This is a genomic window from Thalassobium sp. R2A62 (assembly GCF_000161835.1).
Classification (GTDB): Bacteria; Pseudomonadota; Alphaproteobacteria; order Rhodobacterales; family Rhodobacteraceae; genus Thalassobium.
Window position 1 is genome coordinate 1,389,667 of the sequence record NZ_GG697169.2, and the last position, 13,852, is coordinate 1,403,518.

Annotated in this window: 13 protein-coding genes and 1 pseudogene; 2 read left to right on the forward strand and 12 right to left on the reverse strand. The window is 56.5% G+C overall.

Annotated elements, in window-relative coordinates:
- Nucleotides 1–8 precede the first annotated feature (8 nt).
- On the reverse strand, nt 9–2,477 hold the full coding sequence (locus TR2A62_RS06930; protein ID WP_009160505.1) for an FAD-dependent oxidoreductase: 2,469 nt from the start codon (nt 2,475–2,477) through the stop codon (nt 9–11).
- 117 nt (nt 2,478–2,594) lie between these two features.
- Between TR2A62_RS06930 and TR2A62_RS06935 the strand changes: the two genes are divergently transcribed.
- A complete protein-coding gene (locus TR2A62_RS06935; RefSeq protein WP_009158019.1) occupies nt 2,595–3,524 on the forward strand; it encodes a LysR substrate-binding domain-containing protein in 930 nt (309 codons plus the stop codon).
- On the opposite strand, the gene TR2A62_RS06940 is transcribed toward TR2A62_RS06935, so the two are convergent.
- The 5 genes and pseudogenes from TR2A62_RS06940 to TR2A62_RS06960 all read right to left on the reverse strand — a co-directional run bounded on the left by TR2A62_RS06940 (nt 3,510) and on the right by TR2A62_RS06960 (nt 8,411).
- Nucleotides 3,510–4,619, reverse strand: a complete 1,110-nt coding sequence (locus tag TR2A62_RS06940) for a lytic murein transglycosylase (protein ID WP_009160874.1) — start codon at nt 4,617–4,619, stop codon at nt 3,510–3,512. The genes TR2A62_RS06935 and TR2A62_RS06940 overlap by 15 nt on opposite strands.
- A gap of 118 nt (nt 4,620–4,737) precedes the next feature.
- Nucleotides 4,738–5,914: pseudogene (locus TR2A62_RS06945) on the reverse strand (M24 family metallopeptidase); the annotation flags it as partial.
- Nucleotides 5,915–6,040: 126 nt separating this feature from the next.
- Nucleotides 6,041–6,769, reverse strand: a complete 729-nt coding sequence (locus TR2A62_RS06950; RefSeq protein WP_009158364.1) for an amino acid ABC transporter ATP-binding protein — start codon at nt 6,767–6,769, stop codon at nt 6,041–6,043.
- The gene (locus tag TR2A62_RS06955; protein WP_009159437.1) at nt 6,769–7,602 is read right to left on the reverse strand and encodes an amino acid ABC transporter permease; all 834 of its coding nucleotides are present in this window, start codon (nt 7,600–7,602) and stop codon (nt 6,769–6,771) included. Before TR2A62_RS06955 ends, TR2A62_RS06950 begins: the two co-directional genes overlap by 1 nt.
- Nucleotides 7,602–8,411 (reverse strand): ABC transporter substrate-binding protein, encoded by an 810-nt coding sequence (locus TR2A62_RS06960; RefSeq protein WP_009160466.1) that lies wholly within the window; start codon nt 8,409–8,411, stop codon nt 7,602–7,604. The genes TR2A62_RS06955 and TR2A62_RS06960 overlap by 1 nt, the downstream gene beginning before the upstream one ends.
- Nucleotides 8,412–8,590: 179 nt before the next feature.
- Here TR2A62_RS06960 and TR2A62_RS06965 point away from each other — a divergent pair, with 179 nt between their 5' ends.
- Nucleotides 8,591–9,706 (forward strand): serine/threonine protein kinase, encoded by a 1,116-nt coding sequence (locus tag TR2A62_RS06965; protein WP_040820344.1) that lies wholly within the window; start codon nt 8,591–8,593, stop codon nt 9,704–9,706.
- A gap of 42 nt (nt 9,707–9,748) precedes the next feature.
- Here TR2A62_RS06965 and ureG read toward each other — a convergent pair whose 3' ends face one another.
- From ureG to TR2A62_RS06995, 6 genes are read right to left on the reverse strand one after another with little or no spacing between them, the layout of a single operon-like run.
- A complete protein-coding gene (gene ureG / locus TR2A62_RS06970) occupies nt 9,749–10,372 on the reverse strand; it encodes an urease accessory protein UreG (RefSeq protein ID WP_009158995.1) in 624 nt (207 codons plus the stop codon).
- A gap of 12 nt (nt 10,373–10,384) precedes the next feature.
- Entirely contained in the window at nt 10,385–11,062 is a 678-nt protein-coding gene (locus TR2A62_RS06975; protein ID WP_223296082.1) for an urease accessory protein UreF, read from the reverse strand.
- A complete protein-coding gene (locus TR2A62_RS06980; RefSeq protein WP_009160532.1) occupies nt 11,007–11,474 on the reverse strand; it encodes an urease accessory protein UreE in 468 nt (155 codons plus the stop codon). Before TR2A62_RS06980 ends, TR2A62_RS06975 begins: the two co-directional genes overlap by 56 nt.
- Nucleotides 11,474–13,234, reverse strand: coding sequence for an urease subunit alpha (ureC, locus tag TR2A62_RS06985; protein ID WP_009159764.1), 1,761 nt, complete (start codon nt 13,232–13,234; stop codon nt 11,474–11,476). Before ureC ends, TR2A62_RS06980 begins: the two co-directional genes overlap by 1 nt.
- Nucleotides 13,234–13,539, reverse strand: a complete 306-nt coding sequence (locus TR2A62_RS06990; RefSeq protein ID WP_009160879.1) for an urease subunit beta — start codon at nt 13,537–13,539, stop codon at nt 13,234–13,236. Before TR2A62_RS06990 ends, ureC begins: the two co-directional genes overlap by 1 nt.
- A complete protein-coding gene (locus tag TR2A62_RS06995; RefSeq protein WP_009157964.1) occupies nt 13,536–13,850 on the reverse strand; it encodes an urease subunit gamma in 315 nt (104 codons plus the stop codon). The genes TR2A62_RS06990 and TR2A62_RS06995 overlap by 4 nt, the downstream gene beginning before the upstream one ends.
- Between the last annotated feature and the right edge of the window lie 2 nt (nt 13,851–13,852).

Sequence of the window (13,852 nt, forward strand, 5' to 3'; positions counted from 1 at the left end):
CCGATCATCTAGGCCCGCATATTTGCCCCGTTCGCATCATAGAGCGGACCACAAAGTATTTCAGCGTCATACATATGACCCAGAATTTCGACCTGAACAGTCGATCCTGGAACCGCGTACGCTGTCTCCACATATCCCATCGCCATCGAGGCACCGACGCGGTGCGCATACCCACCTGACGAGATATATCCGATGGCTTGCCCGTCTTTGAGAATGGCTTCGTCGTTGCTGACGTCGATGCCATCAACCGCAATGGTCATCGTGATCAATTTTTGCGCTGGACCACGATCCAGAATTTCTTGTGTCGCGGCCTTACCGACAAAGTCCTTCTTCCAATTGATGAAGACGTCCATGCCACTGGCGACCGCATCAAAGTCAGGCCGGAATTCCAGCCCCCAAGCGCCCCAGCCCTTTTCCAATCGCATCGACATTAGCGCACGTGCCCCGTACCACTGATACCCGAAATCTGCGCCTGCATCTTCGATCGCAGCGGCAAGACGCAGCAGATACTGCGGCTTACAGTAAATCTCGTAACCCAATTCACCCGAGAAACTGATGCGATTCAAAACGACAGGCACATCACCCACGAACGTGCGCCGGACATCGCGAAATTTGAATGACGTGGCCCGCACATCGTCACGCGTGATCCGTGCCAACAGCTCTCGGGACTTGGGGCCAGAAAGCGCAAGACCATGCCAATCGTCACTGACATTTGCATAGATGACATCATCAGGCAGCGTCATATTGAACCAACGGCTATGGGCATCCTGCATGGCGCCTGATCCGAACAGCATGAAATGTTCAACCCCCAGACAAGCCACGGTCAGATCACCATAAAGCTTGCCCTTGGGCGTCAGCATAGGCGTCAGAGCGAGGCGTCCAGGCTTTGGCACATAACCAGAAAGCGTTTCGTTGAGGTAGGCGCGCGCACCCGGTCCTTTGAATTCGTGCTTGGCAAAATTTGCAATCTCAATCCCACCAACCGCGTCTTGGACCGCTTTAATTTCGCGGGCGACATAGTCGTGGCTGCGGTTTCTTTCGAACGTGGGCGTTTCATGCGCATCCTCCGCTCCGTCAGCGAACCACAACGCATGCTCCAAGCCAAAGCCCTGCCCCATAAGCGCCCCTTTGGCGACCAACCGGTCATAAAGCGCGGTCGTCTTTTGCATGCGTCCGTTAGGTAGCGTTTCGTTCGGGAACGTCATGACAAACCGGCGCTCGTAGTTTTCGGTGGATTTGATCGTTCCCCAGTCGGGGGTCGCAAATTCACCAAAGCGCGCAACATCCATTGCCCAAACGTCGATACTAGGTTCGCCATCAATCATCCATTCGGCCATCGTCAGACCGACACCGCCGCCTTGACAAAATCCAGCCATCACACCGACGGCGACCCAATAGTTTTTCATGCCTGGCACTGGGCCGATCATCGGGTTTCCGTCAGGTCCAAACGTAAACGGGCCGTTGATCGTATCCTTGATGCCTGCTTCACCAATCGCGGGGATCCGATCGAACGACATTTCAAGCCGATCCGCGATACGTTCGAGATCGGGCTGTAGCAACTCATGGCCAAAGTCCCACGGCGTGCCGTCCACTTTCCACGGTGTACCCTTGGGTTCGTAAGTGCCCAACAACATGCCTTGGCGTTCTTGGCGAAAATAGATGTTTGCCTCGTAATCGATGCCTGCTGGCAATCTGCCCGCTTCGCCCATCGTGTCCATTCGATCTGCGATCATCGAGATTTTGTCTGTGATGAGATAGTGATGTTCCATCGGTTGAACCGGCAAATGAACCCCCGACATATGCCCGACTTCACGGGCCCACAGCCCGCCGCAGTTGACGATCTGTTCGGCATTGATCTGCCCTTTCGGTGTCGTTAAATCCCACGACCCATCCGGACGCTGCGACATAGCCGTGACGCCACAGTACGTGAAATATTGGGCGCCGTGGACGCGCGCCGCCTTGGCAAAAGCATAGGTAGCCCCCGACGGATCAAGATCACCATCCTGATCGTCCCAGAGGGCCGCGTAATATTGGCTGGTATCCAGCAATGGGTGCCGTTCGGCCAATTCAGAGGGTGAAATGAACTCTTGGTTCAACCCCATATAGCGCGCTTTGGATCGTTCCCGTTTGAGGTAGTCATACCATTCCTTGGTAGACGCCGCATAGAAACCGCCCGTCATATGCAGTCCAACAGAATGCCCAGAAATCTCTTCGATTTCCTTATACAGATCAATTGTATACCCTTGAAGCCGGCTGATGTTCGGATCGCTTGAAATCGTATGAATTTGTCCAGCGGCATGCCAACTGGATCCTGATGTCAGCTCGTCGCGCTCTAGCAAAACGACATCCTTCCAACCGAACTTGGCGAGGTGAAACAGGATCGAACACCCCACAACACCGCCCCCGATCACGACCACTTTGGCATGAGACGGCAGAGGTTTTCCATTGGATGTTTCATCTGTTTGGATCTCAGGCATTTCGCGTCTCCTGTCAGTGGGGTGTTTCGAGCCGAGGCTCGACAAGCTTGGCACAAAATTAGACACCAGATGACACTATGTGACGCTTGAAAAAGATGATCTTTTGGATAACTTCAAATGATGCGAGAGCTATGGAAACATCTTGGATCGCCCCGTCATTTGATGGTGTTTGAAACGGCCGCGCGGTGCGGGTCGTTCACCCGTGCGGCGACCGAATTGAATGTCCAACAACCCGCGATCAGCGCCACCATTCGCCAACTCGAAGAACGGCTTGGCACATCCTTGTTTATCCGCAGCCACCGACGCGTGACGCTGACCACGACCGGCGAACGGCTCTTTGCTGATGTGACGCGTTCATTTGATCAACTCGCGCAATCTGCCAGCGCGATCAAACATCTATCGCGACAGGACTATGTTACACTTAGCGCCTCAACGGCCTTTAATACCTACTGGATGATGCCAAGGCTCGCCGATCTCAAGGCTCGACACGCTCATGTGGATTTACGTCTTCAAATCAGCGATCGCGAACCGGACCTGAATGCCGAAAACATCAGCCTCGCTGTGCGTCGAGGCACCGGAGACTGGGCCGACTGTGACAGCGCGTTGATCGCCCCCGAGGTCATTTACCCGGTGGCAGCACCGCGTATTTTGGAGACGGCCCAGCCGCTTGCAACTGTCCCAGATCTTTTGAAACAACGTCTGGTGCATCTAGAAGAACCTATTCGTGAACGCCCCGTTTGGCGCGACTGGTTTGCAAGCTTTAGCATCACTTCAACCCCACCTGAAACTGGGTTGCGGTTGAATGATTACGCCCTCGTCCTTCAGGCCGCCATCGCCGGCGAAGGCTTTGCCTTTGGGTGGAGCCACGTAACACAAAACCTCGTTGAGCAAGGCGTCTTGGCCGCCCGAACTGATTGGAGTTGGTCGACAGGAAAAGGGTTCTATTTGGTTTGGTCCAAACAGCGTGCATTGTCGGACGGTGCGATTGCCGTCCGTGACTGGATACTAGACCAAGCGGCCGACCAGATGCTGCTATCTAAGGGCTGAGACCAAAGAGGCTGACGCGGCACCTGTCACGGGAAATCCCTGTTTTTGCTGGAAATCACGGATCGCGGCCTCGGTCTTTTTCCCGAAAACACCATCAATGGTACCAATATCGTACCCGCGCCGCTCGAGGCCACGTTGTACCGCCAGTCGATCCGCTTTGATAAGCCCGTTCGCATCGGGTGGGAAATTACCACGCAAGGGACCGCCACCAGCAAGCCGATCGGCCAAATGTCCGACGCCGACCGCATAGAGATCTGAATTGTTGTACGTCTTGATGACATTGAAATTACGCGTGACGGTGAATTGAACGCCACCCCGTTGGGGGCGGATTGATCGGCCAGACGGACCACCAGTGCCAGCTTCAGCACCCCATCTCAATCCCGACCGCCAACCGTTGCGCGACAGATAGCTCGCCGTCGAAGCTAAGGCATCCGTTGGATCATCCCCCCAGATATCACGGCGCCCATCGCCATTAAAATCGACCGCAAAGCTGCGGTAGGACGTCGGGATAAATTGGGTATGGCCCATCGCACCAGCCCAACTGCCAAGCATTTGGTCCGGCGTTGTGTCACCACGATCCAGAATGCGCAGAGCCGCGATCAACTGGCTCTCGTAGAACGCCGCGCGGCGCCCTTCAAAGGCCAGCGTCGCAGTGGAAGAAATGACGGGCACCTGCCCCCGCTTTTCGCCAAACTGGCTCTCGAGCCCCCAAATCGCTGCAATGATATGACGATCGACACCGTAGCGTGATTGGATCGCAGTCAGCGTCGATCCATAGCGAGCCAGAGCGACCCGTCCTTTGGCCAACCGGTCATCCGAGGTCGCGATAGATAGATATTCTTCGAGCGTTCGGCGCGTTTGAATTTGCGTGCGGTCCCGTGTGATCACCCCGGGAACAAAGCCAGCTGAAGCGAGTGCTCGATCCACAGTTGCCGCCGAAATTCCGGCCCTTAGGGCCCGTGGGCGGAACGCTGTTAGCCAACTTGAAAATGCTGGTGTTGCTACAGGACGTAAGTCCGAAGGCACCGTGCCAGCAGCGCGCGCTGGACGGGCCACATCAGTCACGCACCCTGCGACACCAGCTGCGCCTAACATCATCACAAACGCTCGCCGATCCATGGCACACCTCACACTCATAACACGCCCTACCATGCACGTAATCCACAGCCTTGCCAAACAGTCGTGACGGGTGGCAGGCAAACCTCTGCCTAGTTTTGGCAAACAGCTTGCGCTCAACCTGTCCAAAGGGGGCCACCGCACCGTTTTCACCAATCAGGATCGCCTCTGTCGTCTCGAGCCCCCAACTGTCAATCCAAAGGGCAGGCATGAAATGGAACGTCATTCCAGCCTCAAGGACGGTCGTGTCTTCGGGCCGGATCGATGCCGTCCGTTCCCCCCAATCGAGCGGGTAACTCAGCCCGACGGGATACCCCATGCGCACTGACCGCTCGATCCCGTGCTTGGACAAAACAGCAAGGCAGGCATTCGCAATGTCGCACGTTCGGTTGCCCGCGCGTGCGGCGCCTAGACCTGCGGCAATCCCTTCGATCTGCTCGGCTCTGCGCGGCGCATATCGTCGGGTGGTGTCCCCAAATAGACTGTTCGATACAGTGGTTCGTGATAGCGGCGGTAGCAGCCTGAAAATTCTAAAAAGTCGCTTAGTTTGGGCGCATTGGCGCGCCGTCCCACGTCAGATTTGCCGGCGTAGCATCCAAGCCAGACGGTGTCACTGGCAAGATTGCAGGGCAGTCGCCCCAGTCATCCCCAACGCCCGATATTCCAGCATGTAGGATGTCGGCCACCAAATCATTCTTGCAAAGACCAGGTGCGGCACGATCAATTGCAGTTTCGATCGCCTTGTCCGAGGTACGCGCGGCTGTGCGCATGAACGCAAGCTCAACACAGGATTTGATCAACCGCTGCCAATTGACCAAAGCGGTCACATCCACCAACCGTGCATCTGGCAGCTCCGCCTCTAATACGGCGTGCGCTTTGGCTGAATAATAATAGATTTCCATCTCGACGCCGATCCGAGCGCCCTGAAGTCCGAAAGACTGCAAAACGCCTGCAAGGTCTTGCATCGGGTGACGGACGGTCGATTGCACAAATTCGTCGCCGTAGCCGAGGATGTTGTCATGGTCCATCCAGCAAGTTCGCCGTCCCCCTAGCATGTCCATATGACGCCCCCACCAAATCGGCTCGCCCTCAGGCCGGACAACAACGCCCTGATGCACATAGAACGACCACCCGTCATAGCCGGTGAGCCACGCCTGTTCGACGGGTCCGTCACAAAGAGAGCATCAAGCCCTGCCCGATCCATTGCCACACGGCTTTTGGCCAAACCGCCGGTCGTACTCATTTCGTTCAAATGGCCCAGAGTTCACAGTCATGGCGGAGCTCCTCTGAGGCGGGTCACAAGGTAGGTGCGCCTAGACGATCAGACTGGAAAAAGTTGAACGCAAACCGTGTAATTCCGACACCGCTTGCCCGTTTGCGCCGTGGCGCTGTTGGTCGTTCTAGAGCACCCGCGCCAAAAATTCGCGGGTCTCGGCCTTGGTCGGAGCCTCGAACACAACCTCGGGCGGGCCTTCTTCGATGATGTGGCCATCCTTGAGAAAACAAACTTTGTCTGCTGCTTCTCGAGCGAAATCCATCTCGTGCGTGGCGAGGACCATGGTCATGCCTGAGGCCTTTAGCAAATGCAAAACGGCCAAAACCTCGCCCACCAATTGGGGGTCTAGCGCCGCAGTTATTTCATCAAACAACATCACATCAGGTTTCATCGCCAACGCGCGGACAATCGCCACACGCTGCTGTTGACCGCCAGACAGCTGATCGGGGTAGTGATGCATCCGGTCGGCCAAGCCAAACTTGTCAAACAGCTCTTCGATCTGTGGGCGCAGGACCTCGCGGCTTTGACCGTATACTCGGCGCGGGGCCAGCATGGCGTTTTCCAATGCCGTCATATGGGGAAACAGGTTGTAGCTCTGAAAGACGATCCCAATCCGTTTGCGTACGGGTTGCGGGTCGAGACCCGGGATCGAGATATCCTCGCCCCCTAGATAGATCGCCCCATCCTCGATTGGTTCCAGCAGATTTATACAACGCAGCAGCGTGGATTTTCCGGCACCTGATGCGCCGATCAGGCAAACCATCTGCCCCTCTTCCACGTCGAGGTCGATCCCGTCACAAACCGTATTATCGCCAAACCGTTTGACCACATTTTGCAAGGACAACATGGCCATCAGCTGCGCGCCTTGTTTTGTTTGTTCATTAAATAGTCGGCGTAGCGCGTTGCAGGCACGGTGATCGCAAGAAAAATCAGTGCGGCCCCGACGTAAGGGGTGAAATTGGCAAGCAGCGACTTTTGCACGCCCGCTTGCCTAAAGATCTCGACAGGACCGATGAAACTAAGCAGGGCTACGTCCTTTTGCAGGGCGATGAACATGTTCATCTGTGCGGGTATCACGTGCCGGATCGCTTGGGGCAGAATGACAAACCACATCGTGTCACGGTCCGACAACCCCAAGGATTCAGACGCGGCACGCTGGCTCTTGTGAACGGAATCGATGCCAGAGCGAAAGATCTCGGCGACATAAGCCGAATACGTCAGGATCAGCGCAAGTGACCCCCAGATGTACGGTGAATTATAGGGACGCGGCAGACCCAAACCGGGGATGCCAAAACCAATGAGATAGACGGTCAAGATCACCGGTACGCCGCGGAAGATGTCGGTGTACGCCGCACCTATGATGCGGAGCGGAAATAGCGCAGGGCTGCGCACATCGCGCGCCAAGGCAACCAACAGCCCGACGATGGCAATCAAAGGCGCACACCACGCAAAAATAGCGATATCTATAAGAAAGGCGTCCAGCAATTTGGGAAATGTCTTGGTGAACACATCCCAATTAAAGAAGCTCTTTTTGACTTTGGCCCATCCCGGCGCCATCGGCACAAGCAGCACAATCGCAGCAAACACGGCCAAGCTGCTGCCGCCCGCAATCAACAAGGCGCGCCGTTTCAGTTTGGCTTCGTAGAGTTGGCGACGCGTTGGCGCGCCGCCGTTTGGTGTCGTCATTATTCGATAACCGGCACACCAGTCGTTTCTTGCAGCCACTCTGCCTCAATCGCAGCCAACGAGCCGCTATCGCCCAGCACTGCGAGCGCTTCGTCAACACAGGCTTTGATCGCGTTGCCTTCTTCCATCAGAACACCGAACTGGTCGGGGTTCGTGGCGCGGTCCGCTGAGAATTGCCCAAGGATCGACGACCCTTCGACAACCACCGCGCTCAGGTATAGCGCTGTTGGAAGATCGAACAGGGCGGCATCAATTTGGCCCGCCTGCATCGCAGCCGTAACATCGGCGTTGTCGCCATAGAGCAGCGGATCAGTGTTCGGCTGGATCGTACCCGTCAGCATCGGTGTCGATGTGTGCGAGCCGACAGCACCCCAAACCAGATCCTTGAGACCGTCAAGCGTGGCGTCTGCCTGCGCATTTCCGGACAACAAAACAGCCATCGGCGCATAGTAATAGGGTGTCGAGAAATCAACGATTTCATCACGCTCAGGCGTGATCGAAAACTGCTGCATATTGATGTCAAAGTTTTTGACACCCGGTTGAATGGCCTCGTCAAACGACGAGCGAACCCAAACGACATCAGCCGCATCAAAGCCCATTTCACCCGCCAAAGCATAGGCCACTGCAGCCTCAAATCCGTTGCCGCTGGCAGGATCATCATCCAGCACCCAAGGGTAATATGCTGGATTGCCTGTAGCGATTGTCAGCTTGCCCTCGGTCAAGGTTTTTCCACCAGCGCAGTGCCCAGCGGCCATCGCAGTTGTCGCGCTCAGAGCAAAGCCAAGTGTCGCGAATGCTAGTCGTTTCATCGTATTCCCCAATCGTGGTTAATCCAAACAGGCCCTCACTATGCAGGAATACAAATGGGTGTCTAGGCGGATCGCATGTGGCTGCGTCGCGAATGGCACCGTTGATGGTCGTAACAGATGCTTGTCCGGTTTCGTCAGAGCCACTAGGACTAAACCAACGTCGAATGGGAGAACCGAAAATGCAAAAGACCGTCGTAAACAGCTGGAACGAATGGGACCCCTTGAAACATGTGATCGTCGGCCGCGCCGATGACTGCCACATCCCACCAGAGGAACCAGCACTCGACGCCAAGGTCCCCGAAGACAGTGATATGCGCGGCCAATGGGGCCGCCGCCCCCAAGAGACCATCGATCGGGCGAACGAATTGCTCGACACTTTTGCTGCACAATTGACAGCACGCGGTGTCCGTGTGGATCGCCCGACATGCATCGACCATTCCTTGCCTGCAACCACGCCTGACTTTCATACAGAGAGCCAGTTCGGCTGCATGCCCCCACGTGACGTTTTGCTGACTGTTGGCTCTGAAATGCTAGAGGCGACAATGTCGTATCGCTGTCGCTGGTTCGAATATCTGAACTACCGTCCGCTGATGCAGCGGTATTTCGACGAAGATCCAAACTTTCGCCACGAAAGCGCGCCCAAGCCGCGCCTGACCGATGCAGACTACCATCCCGACTATTTGTCCGACAAGATTGGCGTCGAAAAGCGTCTGCAATGGGCCGCGGAAAAGTTCTTTGTCACCACAGAAGAAGAGCCATTGTTTGATGCTGCAGACGTCCTGCGTTTTGGTCGTGATCTTGTGGTCCAACACGGGTTCACGACGAACCAAAAGGGTATCGAATGGCTGCGCCGTCACTTCCCTAATCACCGTGTGCACACGGTCAATTTCCCCGGTGACCCCTATCCGATCCACATCGACGCGACGTTCACGCCGCTGCGTCCGGGTTTGATCCTGAACAATCCACAACGCCGCCTGCCCGATGACCAGCGCGACATGTTCGAAAAGAACGGCTGGGAAATCGTAGATGCGGCACAGCCCGCGCACAACGCGCCCCCACCCCTGTGCTATTCGTCGACATGGCTGTCCATGAACGTGCTGGTGCTTAATCCGAAAACCGTCTGTGTCGAAAAGTCTGAGGTCTATCAGGCGGAGCAAATGGACAAGCTTGGGATGGAAGTCGTCGAAGTCGAATTGCGCGACGCCTATGCCTTTGGCGGTGGTTTGCACTGCTGTACGGCTGACGTCTACCGCGAGGGCAATTGCGAGGACTACTTCCCGCATCTTGCCGACTAACGATCACGCCCCACACTGGCCTTGGCTGGCGTAGGGGTCAGACTACTCTGCTGGGACTGCAAATCCCCCAAGCCCGCCAAGCCGTTCTGCAATCTCTCGCGGGCCACGACCATGACGCAAGGCCGCAAAGACAAACGGTTTGTCCCCTCGCATCCGCCTCGCATCACGTTCCATCACCTCGAGCGATGCACCGACATGCGGCGCGAGATCGGTTTTGTTGATCACCAAGATATCTGACTTGGTAATTGCAGGACCACCTTTGCGCGGGATTTCCTCGCCAGCGGCGACGTCGATCACATAAACTGTCAGGTCGGCCAATTCAGGGCTGAACGTAGCTGACAGATTGTCACCACCGCTTTCGATCAGCACGACTTCGACCTCGGGATGACGCCCGCGCATTTCCGCAACAGCCGCCAGATTGATCGAGGCATCCTCGCGGATCGCCGTGTGCGGACAGCCACCCGTTTCAACACCGATCACGCGATCTTGGGGCAGGATTTGCATCCGCATCAATGCCTCGGCATCCTCTTGGGTGTAGATGTCGTTGGTGATCACCCCGATCGACACTGTGGGGTGCAACAACTTGGCTAGCTCGGCGGTCAACGTCGTCTTGCCAGCACCAACTGGGCCACCAATTCCGATGCGCAATGGTCCATTTTGAGACATGATAGACCTCTCTTATGTCCGAAAAATTCTAGGGCTTTGAACCTCGTGACGCATTGCGACGATGTCCGACAGAAATGCAAAGCTGCTTAAATCGTCTTCGCTGGCACCTTGGGTTTCGGCCGCCAATGACAGGCACATTGGCTTTAGCGCGGTCTGCACCAACTGACCGTCGGTTTGCCCTAACGGAACAAGCCGCATCGCCGCCGCTGCCATGTTTGCAACAAAGGCTTGGGCATACATGGCCGCCGTGAGTTCTGGATCAAGCGTCAACATCCGCGCCGTACAACCGACAGCTACAGGATAGCAGATCCGCCCCAACTCCAGCCCACAGACATCCCGCACAGTGTCACAAAAAGCAGCCCCCTGAAGATCGGCCTCGACCAATCGTTCCCGCGATGCGGCAAAGGCACGTGCGACCGCGTCGACGCGTTTACTGTCCGTGTCCGCATAGGCGAGGTTCAGCAGCACCGCATCGTTCCGCAAACTGCCGTGCTCCATCAGATCAGACACCCAATCCCGTAGGCTGGTCGCGTCCGTGATCAAACCATCATCAATCGCTGTTTCTAGACCATGCGAATAGGCAAAGGCACCGACGGGAAACGATGGCGACAACAGTTGCGACAACGTCAGAACGTCACTGTTCATGCGCTGTTGCCCCATGCGAATGGCTGTGTGTCCGCCCGTGGCCATATGCGCCGCCCTCTGGTGTGAACGGCTCGGACACTTCGACCAACGTCGCGCCTAGATGCTCGAGCATATGACCAATCACCTTGTCACGCTGGATCAATAGACGCCCGTTTTGGATCTGACATGGCGTGTGACGGTTGCCGATATGCCATGCCAATTGGGTCAGGTCGCCTGTGACTGCATACAGGTCCTCGGCGGCAGCAATGACCTCGATCAGCCGACCATCCGTCAGCAAAAACGCGTCTCGATCATTCAGCGACGTGGTCTGCGCGAGATCAACCAACAGGTCCTCGTCATGCGACGTCTTGATGACCTTGCGACGTAAAAAACGTTCATCATAGTTTAGGACGCAGAGCTCGAAACTGCCCGTCCAGTCGCCGGCGCGGCGGATGTCATGTGCTGTAAAATCAACCATCAGAACAGGAAATACCGCTGTGCCATCGGCAGCTCAGTTGCGGGTTCGCAGGTCAGCAATTCTCCGTCAGCGCGGACCTCATAGGTCTCGGGGTTCACTTCGATATGCGGGGTTGCTGTGTTCAACATCAAGTCAGACTTGCCAATGTGGCGAGTGTTTTGCACAGCGACCGTTTGCTTGGCCAATCCCAGCTTGTCTCCGATGCCGTCGGCATGGGCAGCGGCAGAAACGAACGTCGCAGCAGAGTGTTCAACCGACCTGCCATAAGCGCCAAACATCGGACGTGAATAGACCGGCTGAGGTGTCGGGATAGACGCGTTCGGATCACCCATTTGGGCCGAAACGATCGTGCCCGCCATAAGAACCATCTCGGGCTTCACGCCAAAGAATGCGGGGTCCCACATCACCAGATCAGCGCGCTTACCCTCGGTGATCGACCCGATTTCATGGGCAATGCCATGGGCAATTGCAGGGTTGATCGTGTATTTCGCGATGTAACGGCGGACCCGCATATTATCATTTTCGCCAACCTCTTCGGCAAGACGACCGCGCTGTTTCTTCATCTTGTCTGCTGTTTGCCACGTCCGGATCAAGACCTCGCCGACACGCCCCATCGCTTGGCTATCGCTGGCGATGATGCTGAACGCACCCATGTCATGCAGGATGTCTTCGGCAGCGATCGTCTCGCGACGGATGCGGCTTTCTGCGAATGCCACGTCTTCGGGAATGGATTTGTCGAGGTGGTGACAGACCATCAACATGTCGAGATGTTCTTCGAGCGTATTGACCGTATAGGGCCGCGTCGGGTTGGTGGACGACGGCAGCACGTTCTCTTGCCCGCAGATCTTGATAATATCTGGTGCATGCCCGCCACCGGCCCCTTCGGTGTGAAAGGCATGGATGGTCCGGCCTTTCATCGCCGCCACCGTGTCCTCAACGAACCCGCTTTCATTCAGGGTGTCGGTGTGGATCATCACCTGAACGTCCATGTCATCGGCCACGGACAGACAGCAATCAATCGCCGCGGGCGTCGTGCCCCAGTCTTCGTGCAGTTTCATAGCACAGGCGCCTGCGCGCACTTGTTCCTCGAGTGCGGCTGGCAGCGACGCATTTCCTTTGCCTGCAAAAGCGAGGTTCATCGGGAACGCATCAGCGGCCTGAAGCATACGTCCAATGTGCCAAGGCCCAGGTGTGCATGTGGTGGCGAGCGTGCCATGCGCGGGGCCCGTGCCGCCACCCAACATCGTGGTCAGTCCCGAATGCAGGGCATCCTCGATTTGCTGCGGGCAAATAAAATGGATGTGGCTGTCAAAACCACCAGCAGTCAAAATGCGCCCTTCGGCTGCGATTGCTTCGGTACCGGGGCCAACGATGATGTCGACGCCCGGCTGCGTGTCTGGATTTCCTGCTTTGCCGATCTTGTGGATGCGACCGTCGCGCAGACCAACGTCAGCCTTGTAGATGCCTGAATGGTCCACAATCAGAGCATTGGTAATGACCGTGTCCACAGCCCCTTGGACGCGGGTTGCTTGTGATTGGCCCATCCCGTCGCGGATCACCTTACCACCACCGAATTTGACCTCTTCCCCATAGTGCAACGCATTGGCGCCTGTCCCCTGGGTCGAGACCTGACCAGCCGCCTCGGCGGCCAAATCCCGTTCGACCTCAATGATCAGATCGGTGTCCGCAAGACGGACTTTGTCGCCGACAGTTGGCCCGAACATCGCGGCATATTCTGCGCGGTTAAGTGTCGCTGGCATCAGAGCTCTCCCATCACGGCTTGGCCAAATCCGTATACGCGGCGCGCACCTGACATCGGGATCAGATGAACTTCGCGACGCTGACCGGGCTCAAACCGCACAGCAGTTCCCGCTGCGATATCTAGCCTCGCGCCATGGGCTGCGTCGCGATCAAATTCGAGCGCGCCATTGCATTCAGCAAAATGATAATGACTGCCCACTTGGACTGGGCGGTCACCTGCATTCGCAACCATCAACGTTGTGACAGATGCATCAGGGTTCAGGGTCAACACACCCTCCGCGACAATGATTTCACCGGGGATCATGCGGCACCTGTTCGAATGGGGTTGTGAACTGTGACAAGCTTGGTCCCATCAGGGAACGTTGCCTCGACCTGAACGTCGTGGATCATTTCAGGGACACCTTCCATACATTGATCGCGGGTGATCACATGCGCACCTGCTTGCATCATATCCGCGACTGACTTGCCGTCTCGGGCGCCTTCCACCACGGCGTCCGTGATTAGGGCGATGGCTTCGGGGTAGTTCAGCTTGACCCCACGCGCGAGCCGCCTGCGGGCCACTTCGGCGGCCATCGCAATCAGCAGCTTGTCTTTTTCCCGAGGGGTCAGCTTCATTC